The following is a 25834-nucleotide window of genomic DNA, read 5'->3' as shown; positions in this document are numbered from 1 at the left end:
TCCACCTCTTTTATCTTTTTCGTGACCTAGGGTCGAGCGCGTCGCGCAGCCCATCGCCAATTAAATTGAAACTAATCATAATCAAGCTGATTACAACAGAAGAAATAACCATTTGGTGTGGATAAATTCTCATATATTTAAAGCCATCATTCACAATGGTTCCTAAAGAGGCTGTCGGCGGCTGAAGTCCCAGTCCGATAAAGCTTAAAAAGGCTTCTGAGAACACGGCTCCAGGTATAGAGAAGGAAACCGTTATAATAATTGGACCTAGTGTATTCGGCAATAAATTCCGAAAAATCAGCCGTCTATCCTTTGCCCCAAGTGTTCGTGATGCCAAAACAAACTCTTGCTCTTTTAATTTCAACATGTTCCCGCGGACAATCCTTGCCATGCCGGTCCACCCGGCAAGGCCCATCGCAATCGTTAACGTAATGATGCCCGGCTTCAAAACAAGAATCAGCATGATGATAATAATGAGCTGTGGAATACCAATTAAAATTTCAATGATCCGTTGCATGATATTATCAACCCTACCGCCATAATAAGCAGAAATACTTCCATAGGAGATGCCAATGATTATGTCAATGAGGGTTGCCAACAAGGCAATATATAAGGATACTCTCGTTCCCTCCCATACTCTTGTCCATATATCCCTTCCTAGCTCATCGGTGCCAAACCAGAAATTTGTCGTTATGTTCTTTTGTTCATATTGGTCAACTCCTCGAGTATCAACCCCATCAAAGGGCAGCCATGAAACCGACTCGAGCAGTGAAATTTTTGGAGGCAGATTAGCCCTGCTTATATCTTGATCATCATATCCATGTTCATTAAAATATGGACCCAATATGGCTAAGAAAAGCAGAAGTAACAGAATGATGAAACCTGTTAAGGCCACTTTATTTTGTTTGAACCTTCTCCCAACTCCGCTCCAATAAGATGTATTCTCTGCTGATAGCTGATCATACATGACAGGCCTATTTTCTGCCACCTTGAATAATTTTTTAGGCACAATAGTGTTTGGCTCCATCATTTCCCTCCATCCATTAAGCGAATTCTTGGATCGATTAGTCCATATAGAATATCGACAATGAGCGTTGCGATAATGAATAATGCGCTATATAGCAAGGTAGTCCCCATGATGACAGGGTAATCATTGGTCATGATCGATTTAACAAATTGTTCCCCAATTCCGGGAATGCCAAAGATTTTTTCAATGACTAATGAACCTGTCATTAAACTGACTAATAAAGGACCTAATATCGTAATAACGGGGATAATGGCATTACGAATACAATGACGAATGACAATCGCCCACCCTGACAGCCCCTTTGCTTCAGCAGTCAACAAATAATCTTGATTGATAACCTCAAGCATTTCTGTCCTCATATATCTGGCTATGACGGCAACAATCGATACGGCCAAGGTTAGTGTCGGCAAAATCGTATACTCGAACCCATTCCACATGGCGACAGGAAGCCAATTTAACTTCACGCCAATCCAATATTGCAGGAATCCGGCAAAAACAAAGGATGGAATAGCAATTCCTGCGACCGATAAGATCATCACGCCATAATCGATAAAGGAATTATGCCTTAAAGCGGCAATAATTCCAATGACAACGCCTACAATGGTCCCCAGCACTAAGGCCTGGATACCAAGCTGTGCTGAAGGACCAAGCCGTTCCGCAAATATATTCATGACAGGGCGTCCATCAAATTGAAATGATACTCCTAGATCTCCCTTGAAAATATTCGTCATATATTTAAAATACTGATAGGAAACTGGTTCATCTAAGCCATACTTTTCATAAAGCCTCTCTCTTTGGTCAGGACTTAATTTCGCATCATTAAATGGCGAACCGGGCAAAGTCTGCATGAGGTAAAAAGAGAATGTTGCAATAAGAAAAAATGTTAAAAATGCATAAATGATTCTTTGTGATATGTACCGTACCATTTCTTCCCTCCTGATTAAATTTACCGTTCCATGAGCAAATCCTTAATGGATTAAACAGCCGCCCTCCTCTCTAGATTGTTTCACTCTATATACAAGCAAGAATCATGCCAACTTGTTAAAAGGGTAAATTTTACAATGCATGACGAAGATTGTATAATAGCTTTATATATTTTAGAAATATTCAGAAAATAAGAATGATAGGTGAGCCCTTTATGAGCACTCTTTTGCCAAATATTCAAAGCGTGACAAAATCCGACATTGTATTCCTTGAATGGCAGCAATCAAACGCGCTAGAAATCGGTGACTTATCCACTAAACCTCCCATTCTATGGACAAAGTCCCCTCAAGAAGAATTTTTCTATTATAACCATTGCTATGCAGCTGAAACAGCTATATCTTCTCGACTTCCATGGATAAAGACTCAGCTCATCAGCAAGGATACACCCTTACATATCGTCATCCCTCTTTTATCAGACCATGAAATTGTACTCGTCGAGGATAAAAACACCGTCATTGGATACGTAAAAAGCGGTGATCTGTTAGAGAAAATTTTTGAAACCTATCAACACCTATATGCTTACTATGAAACGATCCTCGAAACAACTGACAATGCTATATCCATCATCAATCACGAAGAAAAAATGATTGCCTGGACCTCCTCTGCAGAATATATCTTCAACATTCCCAGGGAAGAGATAATCGGAAAACCCGCCACTGATTTCTTTGCATTGGAAATGCTCCAATCATTAAAAACCCTCCGAACCGGAGAGTCCGTTTACCGAATTCAGCATCAGCCAAGGGAACATATATTTGTTCTCATTAATTCAAATCCGGTTATCCATAAAGATCGCATTATCGGTGCCGTTTCTGCAGAAACCGATATTACCTCTCAAATTCTCTTACAACAGGAACTCATCCATATGTCTAGCAAACTCATTGATTTACAAAATAAAGTATCAAAGCTAACCCCTTCAGAGGACCCTTTTATCCATATCGTAAGCCGCAGCCAATCTATTAAAAATATGATTGAAATGGTTAAAAAGGTCAGCACCACAAGAACTCCTGTCTTACTCACAGGCGAAAGTGGTGTCGGCAAGGAGGTATTCTCCAAAGCTATTCACGACTGCAGTGAGGAAAGGCACGGTCCCTTTATTGCCATCAACTGCGGAGCTATACCGCCATCCTTATTTGAGAGTGAATTATTCGGCTATGAAGGAGGCGCATTTTCAGGGTCCAACCCTAAAGGCAAAAAGGGAAAATTCGAATTGGCCAACGGAGGCACATTACTCCTCGATGAAATTGGCGAAATCTCATTAGACATGCAGGTGAAGCTGCTCCGTGTTATTGAGGAGAAGACGTATTATCAAGTAGGCGGAACGAAAACATGGAGTGTCAATTGCAGAATTATTGCTGCAACCAACCAAAACCTTGAGAGGATGATAGAGGAAGGCACATTCCGTAAGGATCTCTATTATAGGCTGCAGGTCATCTCCCTTGATATCCCTCCGCTGCGCAAACGAAAAGAAGATCTATTCGAACTAATTCAGACCTTTTTACATGAATTCTCTGTGACCCATCATCAGCACATCAAACATTTCCCTGATGATGTCTTTCAAGCATTATTAAACTATGACTGGCCTGGCAACATAAGAGAGCTGAGAAATACAATCGAACGCCTAGTTATCTTCTCTATCGATGGTGAAATCAAAAAAGAGCATCTTCCGAACTCAATCCTAAGGCATGCACAAACTGCCCTTTCTACAATTGAAGAAGAACCTAACTCCCCCTTTCAAGCAAAATTGGACGCCTTTGAAAGAAAGCTGATCTTAGAGCAATTGCAGCAGGTCCACGGCAACAAAAACAAGCTCGCAAAAAAATTAGGTATCTCCAGGGCTACGCTCTACAATAAAATGAATCGGTTGAATATATAGCCTTCCTTTCTCCCTGTATATTCTGTGCGATTATTTTCTTTCAATCTACTGGCCTTTGGCATGATTGGTGTTCCCTTAAATAGGACATTAAAATTTTTTTCTAGGAATGCAAATGGAAATTAGATTTTTTAAGTTCATTTTTTGGTTGTGTATAATTTTTAAGATAAGCAGAGATTTGTTGTCTATTTTTTTAGACAAACCTATAAATATGATTCATTCCTTCTTGGCACAATAAGTCGTAAAGAAATGCTGCATTCACAATAAATAAACCCTATTAGCAATTTCCTTCTTCGTATAATTTGAGTATCCTAAAGATGTGTTGTATGTGATTCAAGGTCAATGGAGTTAGGTAAGTGACTTTTTAAAGGAGGTTTATGATGGCTTCAGGTCAGCCCTTTATATTGGTAAAGCTGCTTTTCACTCTTAAAGCCTGCTAGCCATCGAATTCCTATCAACTAAAAAAAAGCAGGCGGTCCACCAATCAAGTTGGTTTCTCCGCCTGCTTAAATATCATTTTATAGTCTAGTATCCCACTTATTGCACCAGACGTTTTCATTTGGTGTTCCTTTGAAGTCGGATTCACCCATAATTTTGTCGATAACCGCTTTAATCGTGATGTCTGTATCTTTATATGCGTTGATATAGGCTTTAACCATAGGGACATCGGTTAAGTGTGTTGTAAAGTTAAGTGATACGAAAACAGTTGGCACTTCATGTACATACCAAGGGATTTCGTTCGCCATAGCTGCTTTCCATCTGATGCGGTAGTTATTTTCTGCACCATAACCAACCACATTAGCGAATACTAGGGCTGCATCTACTTCTTCACGATATTTCAATGTAGCGCCTTTAATACGCGTGTTACCTTCGTTAACGGTTACTTCAAAGCCTCTGCTTTCTAGCTCTTTCACAATATAGGTAAGCGTTTTGTCATCGCCTTCATAAATGCCGCCCTTTTCTCCTTCTAAGAAATACAGACGAATACGTTTATGTGTTTCTGGGCGAATTGGCAGCTGATCCAATGTGTTTTTAACAAGCGTAATTCCTTTGTCAGCTGCTTGTTTAGCACGTTCAATATGGTCCTCACAGCCAATAACTTTTAAATCTTCTTCATCACGGAAGATCGAACCGTCTTGTTGTGCTTTGTGCAAGCCAAGTGTCGCTTTGAAGCCCAAGATTCTTTCTAAAGCATCTTGAAGACGTTCTTCTGTGATGATGCCGTTTTTGTAACCATTCAACATGAAGTTATAGTCTTCATCAATATCATTGAAGAACAAGAACATATCACAGCCGGCTGCAATGGATTGCGGTACATATTCTTCACGTCTCATAGCTGCCGTCATTCCAAGCATGTGAGAAGCATCTGTCAGTACCAAGCCGTTGAAGCCTAATTTGCCTTTTAGGAGGCCATTGATTAATTCGGGTGCTAATGTAGCTGGTAGAATATCACGGTCTTCTAGCTCAGGCACCAATGCTTTTTGATATTCCGGTAAAGCGATATGACCGGCCATGATGGAATGTACCCCATTTTCAATATGGTTGCGGTATACTTCACCAAAGGATTTTTCCCATTCATCAACAGATAGTTCATTCACGCCCATAACTAAGTGCTGGTCGCGTTCCTCTGTACCATCGCCAGGCCAGTGCTTGATGCATACTCCTACATTGCTTTCTGTCAGCCCTTTAATGTATGAATTTGTGTGCTTAATTACGGTTTCAGCATTTGTACCATATGCACGCGTGTTAACGATGGTATTTCTCCAGTTTTTCAAAATATCAACACATGGGTCAAAGTTCCAGTTAACACCGACTGCATGCGCTTCACGTCCGCTGACATAACCCGCGTCAAAAGATACTTGTTCATCACCGGAAGCTTCACACATAGCAGCAGATGCCACATAAGTGCCGTCGTTAACCGCACCATTACCGCCAGCATCACAGTTCGCCGCTACGAGCAATGGAATTTTGGAATCCTTTTGCAGGTCGTTGATAAGCGCTTGTACTTTATCAGATGTAGCGCCCATGTAACGAGCTCCACCAATATGATACTTTTCAAGAAGTTCTTTGTTGGTGAACTCATTTCCGCTGAATTTATCATCTCCGAAGAAGAACAAGTTAATGAATAACTGGCCGATTTTCTCTTCGACAGTCATTCCAGCAATCGTATCTTTCACCCATTTGATATCTTCATCAGAAAGATTATAAGGCTTTGCCTTTAAATCAACTTTGGGCATCGGAATGTTTTTAGCAATCTTTTGAATCATCCGTATTTCCTCCAAACCTTACTTCAAGTTATCGTTAAATTCCTTGATCAGCTGCTGCTGATAATCACCCGCAAAGCTTCCATCTAGGAATTTTGCTAATGCTTCATCTCTGAAACGATCCCATGAGAACTTCTCTTTCCCAACAAGAATCGGGTAATAAAGAACGTCATTTACTTCTGCAGCAGATAAGTCTCCAGGAGCATCTCCAATCATCAATACATGTGTATTCTCATAGCCGAATTTCTTCAATTGCTCGATGCAATAGGCTTTCGTACCAGCCTCTTGACCAAGCATGACATCAACATGTACAGAAAGTTCATGTCTTGTCCATTCATCAAGTACAGCTGCGCCGTTAGCTGATGAAACAATCGCTACGTCTGCCACATTATTAGCCGTTTCCAATCCAGCTTTAGCGCCTTCAACAGGTTTATCATTACCTGCGAGTTCTTCCTCAATGGTACGGTTAACCGCATGGCTCCATTCTAAAGCCTTCTTTAATTGCTCATCATTCGTTTCAGCAATGGCTCTTTCAAGTGAAGGATTAGAAAGCTCATTTGTTGTTTCAGTCCACTTTTTAAAGGAAGAGATATCAGGCATTTCAATACCTTCTTTTTCTAACGCTTCAAATGTAGCGACAACCCCTTTAAAGCGGTTAATTCCTCTTGTTCTTGTGTAAAGATTGATATCATTCCATACTTTAAGGAAGTGATCTTTAATAGAATGAAGCTCCCAAACGTCAACTGCGCGTGGCCCAAAAGCTTCCTCGTGTTTTACCCCCATCGTATCCATGGCACAGCCATCAGAGTCAACACAAACTAAAAAGTTTTTCGTCTTTTGAAATTCTTGAATCGTATCTTTCATGAATAAAAACCTCTTTATCATTGGGTTTGTTTTTTGCCATTTGAAAATAAAGGTTGCTAATCCAATAAATTAGATTAACAACCTTTCATTCAGCATAAGAATCTGATTAGATTAAACGCCAGAGTAAGAAGAGAATCCGCCATCGATTGGAATAACGACGCCAGTTACGAAGCTTGCTGCCTCTTCACTCGCTAGGTATAACAATCCGCCAACTAATTCTTCTGGCTCACCGAAGCGTTCCATTGGAGTGCTGTTAAGAATTTTTCCTGCTCTAGCAGATGGAGTGCCATCTTCATTGAACAATAATTTTTCATTTTGTTTTGTAACAAGGAATCCTGGTGCAATCGCATTAACACGAATGCCAGCTTTCGCAAAGTAAGTTGCACACCATTGTGTGAAGTTACTGATTGCTGCTTTCGCTCCGCTGTATGCAGGGATTTTTGTTAAAGGTGTGTAAGCATTCATAGAAGAGATGTTAATGATGTTTGCACCTTTTTTCCCGATCATATCTTGTGCGAAGACTTGAGAAGGAAGAAGAGTACCTAAGAAGTTAAGGTCGAATACGAAGCTAACTCCTTTAGGGTCTAAATCAAAGAATGTTTTCATTTCTGGATTGTTCTTTACAGCTTCTGCATTGTAGAACTCATCATCTGTTGTACCTTTTGGATTGTTTCCGCCAGCATTGTTGACAAGAATATCCACTGTTCCAAGTTCTTTATTCACGATTTCTCTTGCAGCTTCAAGAGCTTCCTTATCTAATACGTTAGCAGCAACACCGATTGCTGTTCCGCCAGCCGCATTAATTTCAGCAGCAACCTTATCTGCTGCTTCTTGCATAAGGTCCATAACCGCTACTTTTGCTCCGCATTCTGCCAAAGCTTTTGCGAAATAAGAACCTAATACACCGCCGCCGCCAGTTACAGCTGCAACTTTACCTGTTAAATCCATTTTGAATGGAACTGCCATGTCCGTATCCTCCTTTAATATAACGCATCAATTATTTTCTGTTTTTTTGTTCTGCTTCCCATAGACCATGTAAGTATGTTGCACCTAGTGCACGATCATATAAGCCGTAGCCTGGTTTTCCTGTTTCGCCCCAGATCATTCTTCCGTGGTCAGGACGGATTGGGCCTGTGTAATTGAAGTCTGCCATCGCTTTAATCACTTCATACATATCAACGGAACCGTACTCAGATGGGTGAGCACTTTCTTCAAATGACATTCCGCCAGTTAATTTAACGTTACGAGCATGTACAAAGTTTACGCGGTCTTTTTTACCGAAGTAACGAAGCATTTCAGGGAAATCGTTCTCAGGATGTGAACCAAGGGAACCGCTGCACATTGTCAAGCCGTTATAAGGGCTGTCATATAGGTTAACGAATCTTTCCAAGTTTTCTTTGTTTGTGATGATACGTGGTAATCCAAAGATATCGAATGGAGGATCATCCGGGTGGATGGCCATTTTCACGCCAGCTTCTTCTGCAACTGGGATGATTTCTTTAATGAAGTACTCAAGGTTTTCCCAAAGTTTTTCATGATCCACGTTTTTGTAGTGATCGAATAATTGTTGAAGGTCTTCTTTCTTATAGCTAGAATCCCAGCCTGGTAAAGAAAGTTCACCTGTTAATGGATCCATTTTCTTCGCTACTTCTTCTTCGAAGATAAGAGCTGTAGAACCATCTGGAAGACGGTATTCTAAGTCTGTACGTGTCCAGTCAAAGATTGGCATGAAGTTGTAGCACACAACAGGGATACCAGCTTTTCCAAGATTACGTAAAGTTGTTTTGTAGTTTTCAATATATTTATCACGAGTTGGCAATCCAATTTTAATATCTTCATGAACAGGCACACTTTCGATAACTGAAATGTGCATACCAGCATCTTCTACAGTCTTTTTCAATTCTTCAATTTTATCCATCGGCCAAGCTTCACCAACCGGGATATCATAAATAGCTGTTACAATTCCCTTCATGCCTGGAATTTGGCGAATATATTCAAGCGGAATTGTATCTGTCTTTCCATACCAACGAAAACTCATTTCCATAATTAAGTTCCTCCTCTAGGTCAAACTACTTCGATTACGAAGTAGTTTCTCGCGTTGTTATAACAAATGCCTTCTATTAGGTTTTTCAGCATTTCTTGATCATTTGGAATTTCCCCTGCTTCCACCCATTGACCAACTAGGTTACATAGAATTCGGCGGAAGTATTCATGTCTGCTGTAAGAGATAAAGCTGCGTGAATCTGTCAGCATTCCGACGAAGTGGCTTAATAGCCCTTGGTCAGCAAGCGCCGTTAATTGGCGGATCATGCCTGGTTTTGTGTCATTGAACCACCATCCAGAACCGAATTGAATTCTGCCTGCGATTCCTTCCTCATTGACTTGGAAGTTTTGAATCGTAGTCCCAATCAATTCGTTATAAATTGGGTTCAAGTTATATAGAATCGTTCTAGGCAAGGAATCATTCAGCTCCATCGCATCGAGAAGGGCATTTAATGGTGCTGCCACTTCCCCTTGGTCGCTGATGGAATCAAAGCCTGCATCAGGTCCAAGCTTGCGGAACATTTTTGTATTGTTGTTCCGGATTGCCCCAAAGTGGATTTGCATAGCCCAACCGCGCTCTTTGTAGGCCTTTGCCAAACTCATTAATAGGGCTGTTTTAAATTTATTCTCATCTTCCAGGCTTACAGCTTTACCGCTGCGCCCCGCTTCATAAATACCGTTCAGTTCACTTTCTTCAAACTCAGCGTATGGAATCTCAGACACCCCATGGTCTGATACTCGACAACCGCTTTCATGGAAGTATTGAACTCTCTCTAGTAATGCCTGCTCAAAGGCCTCATACGTTTCTAATGATTTTCCAGTTACCTTCTCAAGTGTTTCTACAAAAGGAACGAATGTTGCCTTATTGATCTCTAACCCTTTATCAGGTCGGAAGGATGGCAATACCTTCACCGGAAAATCAGGAAGCTCAGCGATTTGCTGATGATATTTCAAGTCATCAGTCGGTTCATCTGTTGTCCCGATTACTTTAACATTTGACCGTTTGATAAGAGCTTGTACAGAATATTCATCCTGCTGCAGCAATTCATTGCAACGATTCCATATGTCTTCCCATGTATGCTCATTCAATAGCTCTTCAATACCAAAGTATTTCTTCAGCTCAATATGAGTCCAATGATACAAGGCATTCCCAATTGTATGAGGGACCGTTTTCGCCCAAGCAGCAAATTTCTCCTTTGGATCCGCATCGCCTGTGATATATTCTTCACCAACCCCGTGCGCTCGCATGGCTCTCCATTTGTAATGATCGCCTTCAAGCCATAGCTCGGTAATATTATTGAATTTACGATTCTCCGCGATATCCTTTGGGGATAGATGGCAATGATAATCATAGATTGGCATATCTTTTGCATATGTGTGATACAACCGGACGGCTGTTTCATTGTTTAACATAAAGTTTTCATGAATAAACGAAGTCAAACAGAATCCCTCCTCTATTGGCATTCAACTAGGCTGGCCGCCCCGCCGTTCTAAGCGATGCAGCCGAACCTTATTATTCAGCTTTTACAGAAGCCAGCTTGTTAACGAATTGACGTGCAACTTCTTGAACGGAGCTGTAATCACCGTCTTTAACCCCTTTTGTCAGAGCACTTCCGATACCGACTGCAAATGCGCCGTTATTGACCCATTGATCAAGGTTGTCAATGCTGACACCGCCTGATGGCATAAGCTCAACATGAGGAATCGGACCCTTCACATCCTTTAAGAATCCTGGTCCCATCAAGCTTCCTGGGAATAGCTTCACAACATCTACGCCGGATTCCAGCGCCTGCATGATCTCTGTTACAGACCCGCATCCAGGTAGATATGGAATCGCATAGCGGTTGCATACTTCGGCAATATCGCTGTTAAAGTGAGGGCTTACAATGTAACGCGCACCTTTCATAATCGCGATACGGGCTGTTTCCCCATCAAGGACAGTTCCTGCTCCAACAACCATATTAGGGTTCCCCATTTGTACTAGCTCAGCAATGGCATCCTCTGCACCAGGGGTTGAGAAGGTGATTTCTAGAGATCGAATACCGCCTTGGAATGCCTGTTTTGATATTTCTACTGCATCTTCTTTATTTTTTCCGCGGATAACCGCTACTAAATAGCCGTCATGTATATCGCTTAAAATTTGATGTTTTTGCAACATAACATCCACCTCTTCCATTTCTTTGGTGAGGAATCGTCCATCACCAGTTGCAAACAATTCCTTTGAAATGCGCTGCTTCTTCCAAAATTGGCTCATTTCGTTATCGACACTATTCTTTACTAATGCCTCGTTTTTAAAAAGAGAATGAATCCTTAACTATTCGGCTTTATAAGAAGCATCGCCTTGTATACTTGTATACTAGCATGTGCTTACTGGCATTTCAAGTAAAAAAAGTGCGTATAGTATAGGGTTTTTCTCTCTTAAATTCCCCTATGCTTGTATCTCAGCGATATATTGGTTATCCTGAATAAATAAACCAAATTGCCATCGGGGATTAGCTATTTAGGGCTCAATATCATCCTAAATGCAGATTAGGTTCTGCTAAGTGAAATGCCTTACTTCTCATTCGCCCATGCAAAAAACACCTATCATTTCAATTCGGCTATGCCAAAATCGAGTTGAAATGATAGGTGTTTTTTATTTGTTACATATAATAAATCCGTATCTTTTTGCCATTATCCTACGAAGTTGCGGACTCACCTTCAATAGAATCAAAGTAATGGATATAAGGGCTTCCCTCTTTATATAGATCATCCCAAAGCCTAGTAGCTTCAATAATATGAAGATTCACAACATCCTCTACTTGGTCACATCTTTTATGTTCAAGAATATCAATGATGGTTTCATGCTGCTTAATAGCCTCACTAAAATTATGCTCAATTTCCGATAAAAGCCTCATGCGGTTATAGTGAGTACTTATTCTCGTAATGGCTTCCCAGATATGTTCCTTCTTATTTGCCTTAAAAATGATACGGTGAAACTCTTTATCAAGCATATGGAAATCGGCTTCTTTACCACTTTGTCCAAGCAAGCCTTTTTGAAGAGCTACATTTTTCTTCAAATCATACAATGCTATATCTGGAAAAGATTCGCAAGCCAGTTTAAGTACCTCTTTTTCCAAAATATATCTCATGAAAGAAGCTTCCTTAATGAGCTGAAGGTTTATTTTGGATATATATGTACCCACTTGCGGAATCACTTCAATCAAGTGCTCTTCGCGTAATTTAGCTAGAACTTCTCGAACTGGAGTACGAGATAAGCTTAAGGCCTCTGCTAGCTCAACTTCACTTATTGCCTGTCCAGGCTCTAACTCTAAAGACATAATAGAATCCTTTATCACCCTATAGGCATAATCTTTATTATTCTCTCCCGGAAGCTTTGGCGACACTTTCACCATTGTGCTCACTCCCTCTATTATCGATCATGTATTCTTTCATCATATCACGGCAATCTGCCATGGTTCAATAAAATGTCAAAAAGATCGAATACAATAGGACAACGATTTCATATTGCCAGCAAAATCGACAGCTAATACTACCTGAATATTACACCCAATATTATCGTAAAATTCTTTTGAATATACCTATATACGAATAAAAATGAGACAAAATCCCTTTTCATAAAATATGCCTTAAAAAGAGATTTTGTCTCTGAGTCAGTTAATAATCTTTTTCGATATGATTCGTATATAATTAAGCCGTTTGTTTCTTTCTGTTTTCAGCTAAATCTACTGCCAATTGTTCTGAACGTTTTTTATTTAACGGATAAAGGAACATTAGGACTAAGAACACGAGCCCAAGTACAATTGCAGGTACTAATGTTGCCAACATATGAATTCCATTTAGAGTTCCTGTTGTTTGTACTGTTAATTCTGCGTTGTAGCCGACAGCTGCAATCGCTGCACCGCCAAGACCACCTGCAACAGCTTGTCCAATTTTACGAGCCATTGAATAGATCGAATAAATTGTTCCATCTTCACGTAAACCTGTTAAATATTCGTGGTAATCGATAACATCTGTAACGAATGCCCAAATAACAAGGTTAAATGTACCGTAACCAAGCATTGCAACTGTTAAGATAGCAATGAATGATGTCATACTTAAGTCTGAGAATACATATAAAAGAGCATAGGCAGCAGCACCAACTAATACACCAAAAGATGCCACTTCTTTTTTACCGAATTTCTTAACCAGCTTAAGGATGAATGGCGCCATTGCAAACACGGCTGCGGATTGTAAGAACCCAACAATACTTAGGCCTTTCGTATTTCCAAAGTAATCTTTAAATAAGTAAACATTTACCGCTCCGATAAACATGATAATAACCATGAATGTTAATGAAGCGACAAGGAACCAAAGTAAAGGTTTGTTTTTAATGATACCTTTTATTGTCTCACTTGTTTTCACTTTAGGCTGATCATCTTTATCAGCAAGAGTAACACGTTCTACTGTTAAATGATAACATCCCATGTAACAAGCAATCGCTAAAATACCGAAAATAACAGCAGCTAATAAGAAGCGGTTTGCTGATGCTTCGTTATCAACAAACAAAATGATTGGCCCTAAAACGTTAATGACTAGTCCTGCCATTTGTGATCCCACTGTTCTCCAAGAAGATAAAGCAGTACGCTCTACAGGATCAGCTGTCATAACAGAAGCCATTGAGCCATAAGGAATATTTACAGTACTGTATAATGTTCCCCATAAAATATAACTTACATAGGCATATGCTAGATAGAATCCATTAGACATCCCTGGAATATAAACAAACATTAATACACCTGTGATGACTAACGGAAAGGACATTCTAAAGATCCACGGTCTAAATTTACCATGAACTCCAGCTTTTCTTGTGTCAATAAAACGACCCCAAGCCACATCAGCAAATGCATCCCATAATCGTGCAATCGCGAACAATCCGCCGACTGCCAAAGGATTAAGATGATAAACATCCGTATAGAATACCATCAAATAACTTGCCACGAGCATGAAGAAGAAATCGTTTCCAAAATCCCCGAACAAATAGCCCATTTTGTCTCTAAGACCGAATTGTCTCATTATGTTTCACCTCTAATTTTTATAATCTCCACTATCAAGTTGGTTTTTATTCGCAAATGAAATGTAATCAAATAGATAGTCTTTTTGACTTTGTGAAATATTGAGCAATAAAACTAAAAAAAATTTATCCTCGTTTTACTAGATTTGATTACTAACCTCCTCTTAGCTTCGATATACTAGTATACTAGCATGCCACAATCCAATATGCAACACTTTCTCGAAATCGTTTTCACACAGGGTTTACCCCTGTTGATAATTGCGTTCAAACCCTTATATGGCAAGGGATAAGAAAGATTTAGATATTATTAATTTTTTTATTCTACTCAACGCAAGGAATTAATTACCATAGAATTTTGTCGGGTTTATGATAGAAAATGTCTATCGGATATAAAGATTATAAAACCACAAGGAAACGCTTACAACAAATCGGAAATATTTAAAAGTTTTCAGTAAATAATAATTTTAAGTGCTCCAGTAGTTGCTTAATCGTGTTATGAGGAAGGTAATAAAAAGAGCGGATCCTCTCTCCTATCCAAAAGATGAATTGTCATAGTTAGCAAGTTACATGCAAAGAATTCATATAAAGGATCTGGCCGTTTTATGCCCTACCATACAAGGATTCATTGAAATAGATGATTAATTTGCGAAGAATATCCACGATGCTAGAGCAAGGCTTAATTGGAAATCTCTCTTAATCGTACAACGATTGCATTTTCACAAATATCCTACACAGTTATCAATATAGAAAATAAAGAGGACTGGTTTTCCCCAATCTCCTTCTGTATAGGAAGACTATGCTTATTCATACATAGAACTTTTATCTAAGTTCATTTCTATCCTGCGGTTTTCCATCTTCTTTAACCAGATGACACAGTTTTGGCATTTTTGATGTTCACTCATTCAAGAAAAATCCCCAACATTATCGAAATTCACTTACTTATGAACCGTTCTCCAAAGCCAATCAAATAAATCTAAAGTATTTTGTTCTTATATCGGACCAAACGCTTTATTTAAAAACGTATTTGATTTCCAATCATTTTCCCTTAAGTTACCAGTTTAATCCGCTTATGGACTGTCCATTCTTGTCCCTTAAGCATATTAATAAACAGTATCTGCAGCTTATTTAAATGAGGTTGCTATTTTTCAAATTGCCTTTTTTTCATGATCTGTAAAGGTATAATTTGCATGGAAAAGGAGAAGTGATACATTGGAGCATCAAATTATTGTACCGTGGGAAATGGACGAATTATCTACTCATGATGAATTTTATGTACCTGATTATATCCATGATATGGGACTAGAGGTTCTTAAACAGTACGATTTAAAAGTTAATAGCATGCAGGTGGTCACAACAAAGCCTGATAAGGGCGGTGCCATATGGAAGTTGGAGACCGATGATGGACCTAAAAGTTTTAAGCTTCTCCATCGAAGACCTACAAGAAGCATGTTTAGTCTTGGTGCCCAAAGGTATTTGGTAGACATAAAAAATGCAAGGGTACCGGGAATTATCACAACCAAATCGGGTGAAGATTATGTTCAGGCCGGAGATAAGTTATGGTTTGTTGCAGAATGGATTGAACCATTAATGCCAGTAACAAAAGACTTAGAAGGCGCAAAACAGCTTTGCTATGCGCTCGGTGAATTTCACCGGTTAAGTCAAGGGTATGTCCCCCCTGCTGGGGCAGAAATTGCCTCAAGATTGTATAAGTGGCCAAAAAGCTACCAAAAAATCCTCAGGAAAATGGATTGGTTCCGAAATGTAGCTATAGCGTATAGTTCAATGCCTGCTAGTCAGGAGCTATTAAATGTTATCGATTTATTTGAAGAACAAGCAAAGAATAGTATCGAAGCATTAAATCAGTCAAAATACTTGGAACTAGTAAAACTCGGTAATACAAATTGGGGTCTGGTTCATCAGGATTACGGCTGGTCAAATGGTCAAATGGGACAGAATGGAATGTGGATTATTGACCTTGATGGTGTAGCATATGATCTTCCCATACGTGACTTAAGGAAATTGATAACAGGAACCATGGCAGATTTATTTAGATGGGATGTAACGTGGATGCGTGAAATGATTCAAGCTTATCACGAGGCAAATCCAATCAGTACAGAGCTATATGACATCTTACTAATTGATTTGTCACTTCCTAGTGAATTTTATAAAAATGTCAAAGAGTTACTATATGAGCCAGAAATATTTTTAGATGAAACAACCTCTCAATTAATTAGAACAATTGTTGATACTGACCAATCCAAATGGCCGGCATTAGAGGAAATTAAAGCTGATTGGAGGAATCAGTCATCATGAAAATTTTAATGATAGCTACTGAAAAACTTCCTGTACCGCCTGTCCTTGGAGGGGCCATTCAAACGTATATTTCCGGAAGCCTTCCACACCTAGCAAAGTCATATAATATTACTGTTTTAGGAATAACAGACCCATCGCTTCCTAATGAAGAAGTCAAGGATGGCATTAAATATGTCCGAGTACCAGGGAAATTATTGCCGCTCTATCAACAAGGAATCGTTCAATTTTTAGCCTCCAACTCTTTTGACATCATTCACGTTTTTAATCGCCCTCGCCTTGTTATGCCGATTCGAAGCGTTGCACCTCACTCGAAAATTATCCTTAGCATGCACAATGATATGTTTAATCTTGATAAAATTGAACCGAATGAAGCTCATGCAGCAATAGAAGAAGTCTCTATGATCGTAACAATCAGCGACTATGTAGGGAATGTCATCCGCAGCCTCTATCCCGAAGCATCCTCAAAAATCCGCACTATTTATTCAGGTGTTGATTCTGAACGGTTTTTACCCGGCAATCATTCTAAAATGGAATCTATTCGAAATCGGCTTCGTAAAGAACATGGTTTAGAAGATAAAAATATCATCCTATTTGCAGGAAGACTTTCCGCAAACAAAGGAGTAGATCGGCTAATTCGAGCATTACCCCTGCTTTCAAAAAAACACAAAAACCTAGCCTTGGTTATCGTAGGAGGAAACTGGTTTAGCCAGAACAAAATAACCGATTATGTAGCCTATATTCGATCTTTAGCAAAACAACAAACCGTTCCTGTTGTCACAACAGGCTTTGTATCATCAGCTGATATCCAAAATTGGTTTGCGGCTGCCGATATATTCGTCTGTACCTCTATTTGGCAAGAACCACTCGCACGCGTTCATTATGAAGCAATGGCTTCCGGCCTTCCTATTATAACAACGGCAAGAGGAGGAAACGCAGAGGTCATTATTCCAGGGAAAAATGGCTTTGTAATCGAAGATCCAGAGGACCCAGCAAACTTTGCAGAAAAGATTTCTGAAATATTGTCAAATAAATCATTAATGCAAAGCATGGGGAAAAGAGGAAGAGAACTCGCTATAAGCCATTATAACTGGCCTAGAGTCGCACATGACATTATGGAGGTTTGGGAGCGTACGCTGCAGACGCCTCTTCCTGCACTGCTGCCAGAAGACGAAAGCCTTCAAAATATTACTCCACCAGATGAACCGAGTGATGAAAAGAAGAAAAAGAAGAAGAAAAAACAAGACAAAGATAAAGATAAAAAAGGTAAACATACAAAGGAGAAACACAAGAAAGATAAACACAACAAAGTAAAGACAAAAAAGAAAGATAAGAATAAAGAATCTAAGAGCCGCAAACTAAAGGGTAAAAAAGATAAGAAACGTAAAAAAACTGACTAATGCTATTAATCAATCGGTGCAGCAACATCTAAAAAACCTGAACTTTTAGGCAATAGATTCATAAAATACCGCCTAAAAGTTCAGGTTGATCATTGGCTGAGATGCCAATATTCAAGTCTATTCTTCAGCCTTTTTTATTAAAACCTCATCTATTTATGATAGGGTTCTCCTCGATTAATCCGAAACGCCCGGTACACCTGTTCCACTAAAATCAATCTCATCAACTGATGCGGGAACGTCATTTTTGAAAATGACAGGGTATCATTTGCCCGCTTCATGACATCCTTACTCAAGCCAAGAGAGCCGCCGATAACGAAGACGATTTTGCTTTTGCCGTATGTAGCGAGCTTGTCGAGTGTGTCAGCAAGTTCCTCAGATGATTTCATTTTCCCTTCAATGGCAAGGGCGATAACATGGGCATCATCTGGAACTTTAGCAAGGATTCTCTCCCCTTCTTTTCCTTTCACCTGAAGCATTTCTTGTTCGCTTAAGGTTTCAGGAGCTTTTTCATCGGGTATTTCAATGATATCAATTTTGGCATAGGCCGATAGTCTCTTCGTGTATTCCTCTATTCCTTGTTTCAAGTATTTCTCCTTCAATTTACCTACCGTTACAATCGAGATATTCACAGTTCATCCTCACTTTACAAACAACTTATCCACAAATGTTATCCACATATACACAGTTACCGTCCACATATTGTGTCCGAATGTTCGTTCGCCACAACATATACAGCTGGTTTTCCACAGTATTCACAGGTGAATTCGCCCGAATTGTGAGTAACTTTTCCTCCTTCTTCATCAGAAAGGTTGTTGATAAATGGAGGTACTTCTGCCTCATCCACGATATTATCGAGTCCTACTTCCACATGCTCTGCACAGCAATAAATTTTCATTTCAATCTCTCCATTCTTTTTTCAATAGGGAAAGCAGGGCACCGTCTACAGTCCCCTGCTTCCGTCAACTATTATTGTAAGTCAGCTTCCGCCAACGTCATTTCCGTTGTTTGAACCTTGCCGTTACGGTAATACTTCACCTTCATCGTATCACCAATCTTCTTCTCAGCATATAAGTGTTTTCTTAAGGATGGTACATCTGGTATTGCATCACCATCCAGCTCAACAATGACATCATATTCCTTCAATCCAGCTTTCTCAGCTGGTGAACCTGGCTCGACACTTGCTATGACTACCCCTTCCGTTATCTTAGACGGTAGATTCAATGTTGCATCCTGTTGATAGCTTGTCACTTCGCTCAATGACCGTAAAGATGTCCCCATATAAGCCCGTTTCACCTTTCCATGGGCTTCAAGGTCCTCGATGATTGGAATGGCATAATTGATGGGGATTGACAAACCTATACCCTCAACAGAGGATTCAGCAATTTTCATTGAGTTTATGCCAATCACCTGGCCGTTGATATTAACAAGCGCTCCTCCACTGTTACCAGGATTAATAGCCGCATCTGTTTGAATGACCTCTGCGTTCCAATCCTCAATCCCGTCTGAATTGACATCAATAGGGATTGTTCGATTTAAGCCAGAAATAATTCCTTGGGTCACCGATCCAGAAAAGTTCAGCCCAAGCGGATTTCCAATCGCAATAACGGGCTCGCCAGACTTTAGTTTATCAGAATTTCCGAACTGTGCAACGGTATCGACCCCTTTGTCGTCAATCTGAATGACGGCCAAGTCGGTCCATACATCGCTGCCTAGCAGCTTTGCCTCTGTCTTTGTTCCATCTGTCAATGTCACCTCAAGCGTGCTTGCTCCTTCAACGACATGATTATTGGTCACAATGAAGGCTTTTCCATTTTCCTTTTTATAAATAACACCGGAGCCTGTTCCTGCTTCCGTCTCCTCATTAAAGAAACTAGAGCCTTGAATATTCGTTATGCCAATAACTGCATCAGCTGCTTTTTCGACCGCCTTTGTAACATCTGTGGTCACATCCACTGAGAGATTTTGCGTCAGACTGGATGTTCCGTTATTTTGGTTTATGGAACCAGGATTGTTCTGTCCATTTCCGCCAGTAAGATTGCCGCTTAAGAAGAGGACAAGCAAGGCCCCAATAATCGAACCAATGAGACCTGATACGAAATATCCGCCCTTCCCTTGGCTTTTCTGCCGCCTGAACTGGTTATCATCTTGATCATAATAGCCCATCCACACACATTCCTTTCAGCTTGAACTCAATTTACCTTCTATTATTTGTTTATTTCCATAATATAAACCGTAAATTACTGTTTCAACTCTTTCGCTTATTCTTTTCCCTGCTGAATGGAAGATTATGTGCGGTCAAAAAAATAACAGAGATACTCTCTCTGTTATAGCTCAATTAATTCAGTTGGCTCGTTAGGATCAGTATCATATAAGCTAAATTGCTCTCCGACACGAATCCCCTTTGTCTCTAGCGTTTGGGCAACAGACATTTGGGCAAGGTCCTTCATATTATTATCTTTGCTTAAATGGGCCAGATAAAACCGCTTTGTCCGATCACCTGCGACCTCACTCATGGCAATTGCTGCATCTTCATTGCACACATGGCCTACATCGCTTAGAATTCGGCGCTTAACGCTCCACGGATACCGACCCATCCGCAGCATGCCTACATCATGATTGCTCTCAAATATATACATATCTGCATTATGGATGATTCCTTTCATCCTGTCGCTCACATAACCTGTGTCTGTAATCGTTACAAGCTTCTTATCTCCATGATGGAAGACATAGAACATCGGCTCAGCTGCATCATGGGAAACACCGAACGATTCTACATCCAGCTCACCGAATGTCTTCACGGTCTCCATCCCAAATTCGAACTTCTGCTCAGTTGGAATTTCCCCAATCAAGCCCTCCATTGCCTTCCACGTATTCGCATTCGCATAAATCGGTAATTGATATTTTCGAGCCATGATACCAAGGCCCTTAATATGGTCGCTATGTTCATGGGTCACGAAAATGCCTGAGAGATCCTCAGGCTTTTTATTAATCTTTCCTAATAACTCTACCATTTTCTTGCCGCTCAAGCCGGCATCGACGAGAAAGGAATTCCCCCCGCATTCTACATAAAGAGAATTTCCCGTGCTCCCGCTGGCGAGAACGCTGAATTGCATTGACATATTCCTCACTCCGTTAAATTCTCTTCTTCTGTATTCAATACTTCACTATCGGTTCCTTTAACGAAATAATCCTCCTGTCCATTCACCTTGAAATGCCAGGTTGGCACAAGCACCAAGATTTCAGACTCCGTCACTTCAATCAGCGTGTAATACCCAAGCTCAGGATCTGTGACTTTGCTGCCATTCGTTAAATATCCATTCGTCAGCAAGCTTCCCAATGCTTTCACAGCTGGGTCGATGGCTTGATTATCGTTAAATTCCTCGATATTATCGAGCATGGTCTGCTCATAACTCACTACTTGATCTTTCTCATTCAATTGAAAGACGATCTGGGCGTTCTGATTATTAAAAAGCATCCGCCCATTATAAACTTGATTATAAATAATGGATTGGCCTTCCTTGCGCCAAAACTTATAAGAATCACCAGCTGTTATATTTTTCTCCATGAATGTTTGCAGTTCGTAATATTTCCCCTCGCCTGTTCCAATTGCTATCGGTTTCTCGAGTTGGGAAAGAATTGTGTGTTCGTCACCAAGAACAGCATCTTGATTCTTGAGACCTCGGATATCACTTTCTGTGAATACCTTTGCCTTTGCACTAATCGTTTTCTCAGTAACAGACCCGCTTGGCATGGATGAGTACACTATACCAGCATCCTTCAGCTTTTCCTCAAGGGTTGTTTCTTTATTGATTTCAAGCTTGGCTGCCTTGAAATCAATGAACTGATAAAGAAGAAAAATATCTAGAATGAGGAAGACAATAATGAATAGACTCTTTGTTTTATTCCAATCCATCCAAGATGCCTCCCTTAGTCTTATCCGTTATCGTTACCCAGGACTGGTCGTAATAGAAATACCATGTCGGTTTTAAGACGATAATATCTGTGCCAGTACTCTCATCAATCGTCATCATATACCCGATCGTCATGTCGGTGAGCTTATCTGGATTATATTGCTTGCTCATGCTTTCTTTAAAGACGGCGAGCGCATCCTCCGCTGCTGGCAAAGTATTCTCACTTTGTGTCAGAGCCTTATCACCGAGATACACATATGGACGCTCATACACCTTCACATTCTCCGTGCCCCATTCAACATCATATTCTGAGATACCTGTGTCATTAAATACAGGCAGGCCGGATATATAGAGGCGATAGAGGATATCTCTATTTCTCTCATCCAATGCAGCATAACGATATCGTTGATCCCAGCCTGCATGGGTGTTAATCCAATCAATACTTCTTTGGAGGATATGAGTATCTGTATTTTTCTCTTCCTTTGCACCCACAGCAAGGTTCTTATACTCAATCATCATGGTTTTGGAGTTTGCCTTCAGGAGGCTTGATCCATCTGTATAAAAATCGCCTTCCTGTTTCACTGTATCAGGAACAGAGAATAAGGCCTTCATGAAACTTGTTGCGGATACAAATTTGGTTAAATAGCTGTATCCTGTTACCTTTTGCCTGCCAGCTGGCACAATAACAGATTGTTGATCGGTAATGGCAATCTTCTCATACCTTACATAATTCTCTGTCTTTGCATAGGAAGAAGCAAACTGCTCAAGCACCTCAGGTTCAAGAGCTGCTGTCACTACTGTCTCTTCATCCTCTGAAATGAAATAAACCGCATGATTACTATCACCGATGTTCTCCGTAAAGACCACAATTCGGTCAAAGTTAATATCTGGCACGCTGCTATCTTCAATCTTCAAATACTTTTTATAGAAGGATAAAGGCACATGATCATTGAATATGACTTCAATCGCCCCATCCTGCTCCATTAATTCCTTTATAGATTTCACATCATATTTCTCAGATTGGTTCTGGAAATTAAAGAGACTAAACCGTTTGATGGAATCAATCATTTCCGGCACCAGTTCATCCGAATAGGTTCCGTAATAGGAGCCTCGGGTATGGTACAGTACCTTGACCGGCTGCACGACCTCATCAGGCTCCATATTGCCATTGCTCGTAATTTTCGTCTGGACATATTGAGAGCTGTCAATCTCATAAGTCGGCTGATAGAACCAATATGACCAAGTAAGCAATCCGCTGATTACAATTAAGGAGAACAATAAAATATTTTTTAATCCTTCCCAGCTCATTCCCAATCATCCTCTTGTAAAGGTTCATATGGAAGCGTAAAGAAGACGGTTGTCCCTTTTCCTTCCTCGCTTGATGCCCATATTTGCCCCTTATGTGCTTCAATCATTTCTTTTGCGATAGCAAGACCTAAGCCGGTGCCGCCCATCTTCCGTGAGCGTGCTTTGTCGACACGGTAGAATCGCTCAAAAATTCGTGAGACATTCTCTTTTGGAATTCCCATTCCCTCATCGCGGACGCTGACTTCAATATTTGGTCCAATGACCTGAAGCTTAAAGGTAACCTGTCCGCCCTCTGGGGAATACTTTAAGGCATTGGAAATGATATTATCAAGTACCTGCGTTATTTTGTCTTCATCAATCTCCACACCAATTGATTCATCAGGAATAAGACGCTTGAAGGTCACATCCCTAGATTTTGTCATTTCAAAACGGTCAATCACACGATGGAAGTATCGGCCAAAGTCTACCCACGTTGTCGATAATTGATAATCTGTGCTATCGAGCTTAGACAATTGAAGAAGGTCATTCACCAAACGAATCATCCGTTCTGTTTCTGTCTGAGCTGTATTCAAGAATTTCGGTGCAAGCTCCTCATCATGCATCGCACCTTCTGCCAATGCCTCAAGATAGCTTCGCATTGTCGTCAATGGCGTTCGCAGCTCATGGGATACATTGGCTACGAATTCTCTGCGTTCCTCATCAATCTTTTCCTGTTCTGTAATATCATGCAGAACGACAATCAATCCATTCACAAAGCCTGTTTCACGCTGAATAATGGAGAAGTTTGCTCTTAAATATAACAGCTTTTTATCAGAGCTGTGATCTAAAATAATCGATTCCTTTTCATTCAATAGCTGATTAAATGTATAGGAATCTTCTAATCCTAATACTTCTGTCACTGGCTTCGATAAAGATGTTTCACGTGAAACCTTCAGCATGGAAAGAGCCGTATCATTAATTAAAATGACACGTCCTCGCCTGTCAGTCGTCAGCACCCCATCTGTCATATTGGTTAGAACAGATGATAGCTTCCGCTTCTCTGCCTCTGTTGTGGCTTGAGCATCCTGAAGCTTCTTCGTCAAGTTGTTGAAGGCCACAGCCAGCTGCCCAATCTCATCATCACTATAGACTTTTACTTTTCGAGAATAGTTTCCGCGTGACATCGCCATTGTTTGCCTTCTCATGTCCGAGATTGGCTTGGTAATCGTCTGAGCTAGCAAAACACCCAATATAGCTGTTACAGCCAGGGAGATAATTGTGGCCTTTGCCATAATCGTGTTGATTTGTTCAAGCTCCTCGTAGACATTCTCAATCTTCGTTATTAAGTACAGATTGCCAATGACAACATCATCCTCTGTCATGAGCGGCTCAGACCATAGGAGAATTCGTTCGGCAGTACCCGCATCTATCCGAATATCCTTCTGAGCCGTCCCCTGATTAAAGGCCGTCATGACCATCTTATCGTTAAAACGAGTTCCGACAATATCCTGATTCTCAGCAGAGGAGCCGATGACCTTGTAATCTTGGTCCATGACACGAATCTCCAAAATATCATCAGAATCATAATCCCCAATGGTGGTTTCAATATCCTCCATCAAAGTCGGATCACCGACCTTACGCGTTTCGGTGATCTCCTTCTCAAGACTATATTTCAAAATCGTAACCCGCTCTTGAATAGAGCTCTTGAAGCTGTCTAATAACTGCTGCTCCAGGCGCTGGGCAAAATAAACACCAATAATCTGCATCGCTACAAAGATTAGAAGCAAATAGATTAATACGAATTTAAAGTAAATCGATTTAAAAAAGCCGACTTTTTTCATAAGAGTTACTCCTGTTCTGGGTGACGGAGATAATAGCCAACTCCTCTTCTCGTAACAATCCATGCCGGATGGCTCGGATTATCCTCTATCTTCTCCCTTAGACGTCTAACTGTAACGTCGACTGTTCTTACATCTCCGTAGTAATCATAGCCCCATACTGTTTGCAGAAGATGCTCCCGTGTCATAACTTGTCCAATATGCTTCGCTAAATAGAAAAGCAGCTCGAATTCACGATGAGTGAGTTCGATTGTCTCCCCTCTTTTCGATACCATATAGGAATCTGGGTGAATAACCAGATTGCCGACAGTGATTTCGTTCGTTTCCTCCTGCTCATCCTGCTGGGTTGCCGCATGCTTCTGTCGGCGAAGATTTGCCTTAACACGCGCAATCAACTCACGCGTACTGAAAGGCTTTGTCACATAGTCATCTGCTCCAAGCTCAAGACCGAGCACTTTATCGATTTCAGAATCCTTCGCGGTCAGCATGATGATTGGCATATCGTATTTCTTTCTTACCTCCCGGCACACTTCCATTCCATCCTGCTGTGGGAGCATAATATCAAGTAAAATCAAATCAGGTTGTATCTCTTCAACGAGCTTGATTGCATCATTGCCATCATAAGCACAATACACCTCAAACCCTTCCTTCTTTAAATTAAACTGGAGTATGTCAGCAATTGGTTTCTCATCATCAACGACTAAAATTTTCTTATCCATTACAGCGACTCCTTTACCTAGCTTATAAATCTATATAAAAACAGGACAAAACTTGTCCCATTTTCTATAAACTCCTTCAAACTTACTTTATCATTTCTCCTTGATTAGGTCACCTTTTTAAGAAAAAATCCAGTTATCTACTGGAATAAGCGATAAATACCAATTTCCTTATATTCCCGCAAACGAAGCTTTGTAAACAGGCTGCTCCGCTCATATTTTCACTTTTTTATCATTTTCTTTGCTGTTTGTACCTGTATTTCCTTT

General features: G+C 40.3%; 21 protein-coding genes. 3 read left to right on the top strand and 18 right to left on the bottom strand.

Going from position 1 to position 25834, the window contains the following annotated elements:
- Window positions 1-10 precede the first annotated feature (10 nt).
- Entirely contained in the window at window positions 11-1030 is a 1020-nt protein-coding gene (gene opp3C / locus ACI35L_RS04510; protein WP_049672685.1) for an oligopeptide ABC transporter permease, read from the bottom strand.
- The gene (gene opp3b / locus ACI35L_RS04505; RefSeq protein ID WP_049672684.1) at window positions 1027-1953 is read right to left on the bottom strand and encodes an oligopeptide ABC transporter permease; all 927 of its coding nucleotides are present in this window, start codon (window positions 1951-1953) and stop codon (window positions 1027-1029) included. Before opp3b ends, opp3C begins: the two co-directional genes overlap by 4 nt.
- Before the next feature lie 212 nt (window positions 1954-2165).
- Here opp3b and ACI35L_RS04500 point away from each other — a divergent pair, with 212 nt between their 5' ends.
- The gene (locus ACI35L_RS04500) at window positions 2166-3884 is read left to right on the top strand and encodes a sigma-54 interaction domain-containing protein (RefSeq protein WP_049672683.1); all 1719 of its coding nucleotides are present in this window, start codon (window positions 2166-2168) and stop codon (window positions 3882-3884) included.
- 515 nt (window positions 3885-4399) lie between these two features.
- Here the strand turns inward: ACI35L_RS04500 and ACI35L_RS04495 are convergent.
- The 8 genes from ACI35L_RS04495 to ACI35L_RS04460 form a co-directional block, all read right to left on the bottom strand.
- Window positions 4400-6163 carry a glycoside hydrolase family 3 protein gene (locus tag ACI35L_RS04495; protein WP_231589564.1) on the bottom strand — a complete coding sequence of 588 codons (1764 nt, stop codon included), beginning with the start codon at window positions 6161-6163 and terminating at the stop codon, window positions 4400-4402.
- A gap of 3 nt (window positions 6164-6166) precedes the next feature.
- Complete coding sequence (locus ACI35L_RS04490) at window positions 6167-7009, bottom strand: HAD family hydrolase (RefSeq protein WP_439802316.1); 843 nt, start codon at window positions 7007-7009, stop codon at window positions 6167-6169.
- A gap of 111 nt (window positions 7010-7120) precedes the next feature.
- Window positions 7121-7975, bottom strand: coding sequence for an SDR family oxidoreductase (locus ACI35L_RS04485; protein WP_049672681.1), 855 nt, complete (start codon window positions 7973-7975; stop codon window positions 7121-7123).
- Between the two features lie 31 nt (window positions 7976-8006).
- Complete coding sequence (gene uxuA, locus ACI35L_RS04480; protein WP_439802315.1) at window positions 8007-9053, bottom strand: mannonate dehydratase; 1047 nt, start codon at window positions 9051-9053, stop codon at window positions 8007-8009.
- 20 nt (window positions 9054-9073) lie between these two features.
- Window positions 9074-10492, bottom strand: a complete 1419-nt coding sequence (gene uxaC / locus ACI35L_RS04475) for a glucuronate isomerase (protein WP_156185675.1) — start codon at window positions 10490-10492, stop codon at window positions 9074-9076.
- A 73-nt stretch (window positions 10493-10565) separates the two neighbouring features.
- A complete protein-coding gene (locus ACI35L_RS04470) occupies window positions 10566-11207 on the bottom strand; it encodes a bifunctional 2-keto-4-hydroxyglutarate aldolase/2-keto-3-deoxy-6-phosphogluconate aldolase (protein WP_082197290.1) in 642 nt (213 codons plus the stop codon).
- A gap of 523 nt (window positions 11208-11730) precedes the next feature.
- Window positions 11731-12447 (bottom strand): GntR family transcriptional regulator, encoded by a 717-nt coding sequence (locus ACI35L_RS04465; protein ID WP_439802314.1) that lies wholly within the window; start codon window positions 12445-12447, stop codon window positions 11731-11733.
- A gap of 295 nt (window positions 12448-12742) precedes the next feature.
- On the bottom strand, window positions 12743-14107 hold the full coding sequence (locus ACI35L_RS04460; protein ID WP_049672677.1) for an MFS transporter: 1365 nt from the start codon (window positions 14105-14107) through the stop codon (window positions 12743-12745).
- 1237 nt (window positions 14108-15344) lie between these two features.
- Between ACI35L_RS04460 and ACI35L_RS04455 the strand changes: the two genes are divergently transcribed.
- Together ACI35L_RS04455 and ACI35L_RS04450 are read left to right on the top strand one after the other, a co-directional pair.
- Window positions 15345-16418, top strand: a complete 1074-nt coding sequence (locus ACI35L_RS04455) for a CotS family spore coat protein (protein WP_439802321.1) — start codon at window positions 15345-15347, stop codon at window positions 16416-16418.
- Window positions 16415-17815, top strand: coding sequence for a glycosyltransferase family 4 protein (locus ACI35L_RS04450; RefSeq protein WP_439802313.1), 1401 nt, complete (start codon window positions 16415-16417; stop codon window positions 17813-17815). The genes ACI35L_RS04455 and ACI35L_RS04450 overlap by 4 nt, the downstream gene beginning before the upstream one ends.
- Window positions 17816-17964: 149 nt before the next feature.
- Here ACI35L_RS04450 and rlmH read toward each other — a convergent pair whose 3' ends face one another.
- The 8 genes from rlmH to yycF form a co-directional block, all read right to left on the bottom strand.
- Window positions 17965-18444 carry a 23S rRNA (pseudouridine(1915)-N(3))-methyltransferase RlmH gene (gene rlmH, locus ACI35L_RS04445; RefSeq protein ID WP_049672675.1) on the bottom strand — a complete coding sequence of 160 codons (480 nt, stop codon included), beginning with the start codon at window positions 18442-18444 and terminating at the stop codon, window positions 17965-17967.
- A gap of 56 nt (window positions 18445-18500) precedes the next feature.
- On the bottom strand, window positions 18501-18710 hold the full coding sequence (locus ACI35L_RS04440; protein ID WP_439802312.1) for a CxxH/CxxC protein: 210 nt from the start codon (window positions 18708-18710) through the stop codon (window positions 18501-18503).
- A 71-nt stretch (window positions 18711-18781) separates the two neighbouring features.
- Window positions 18782-19978: a S1C family serine protease gene (locus tag ACI35L_RS04435; RefSeq protein ID WP_439802311.1), complete on the bottom strand. Its 1197-nt coding sequence runs from the start codon at window positions 19976-19978 to the stop codon at window positions 18782-18784.
- A 161-nt stretch (window positions 19979-20139) separates the two neighbouring features.
- Window positions 20140-20934 carry an MBL fold metallo-hydrolase gene (locus ACI35L_RS04430; protein ID WP_049672672.1) on the bottom strand — a complete coding sequence of 265 codons (795 nt, stop codon included), beginning with the start codon at window positions 20932-20934 and terminating at the stop codon, window positions 20140-20142.
- A 5-nt stretch (window positions 20935-20939) separates the two neighbouring features.
- Entirely contained in the window at window positions 20940-21728 is a 789-nt protein-coding gene (locus ACI35L_RS04425) for a two-component system regulatory protein YycI (protein ID WP_049672671.1), read from the bottom strand.
- On the bottom strand, window positions 21715-23034 hold the full coding sequence (locus ACI35L_RS04420; RefSeq protein WP_049672670.1) for a YycH family regulatory protein: 1320 nt from the start codon (window positions 23032-23034) through the stop codon (window positions 21715-21717). The genes ACI35L_RS04425 and ACI35L_RS04420 overlap by 14 nt, the downstream gene beginning before the upstream one ends.
- A complete protein-coding gene (walK, locus tag ACI35L_RS04415; RefSeq protein WP_439802310.1) occupies window positions 23031-24854 on the bottom strand; it encodes a cell wall metabolism sensor histidine kinase WalK in 1824 nt (607 codons plus the stop codon). Before walK ends, ACI35L_RS04420 begins: the two co-directional genes overlap by 4 nt.
- Window positions 24855-24859: 5 nt before the next feature.
- Window positions 24860-25570 carry a response regulator YycF gene (gene yycF, locus ACI35L_RS04410; RefSeq protein WP_049672668.1) on the bottom strand — a complete coding sequence of 237 codons (711 nt, stop codon included), beginning with the start codon at window positions 25568-25570 and terminating at the stop codon, window positions 24860-24862.
- Window positions 25571-25834: the final 264 nt, after the last annotated feature.

The organism is Pradoshia sp. (genome assembly GCF_051873915.1).
GTDB lineage: Bacteria > Bacillota > Bacilli > Bacillales > Pradoshiaceae > Pradoshia.
This window is presented reverse-complemented; position numbering and strand designations above follow the sequence as displayed.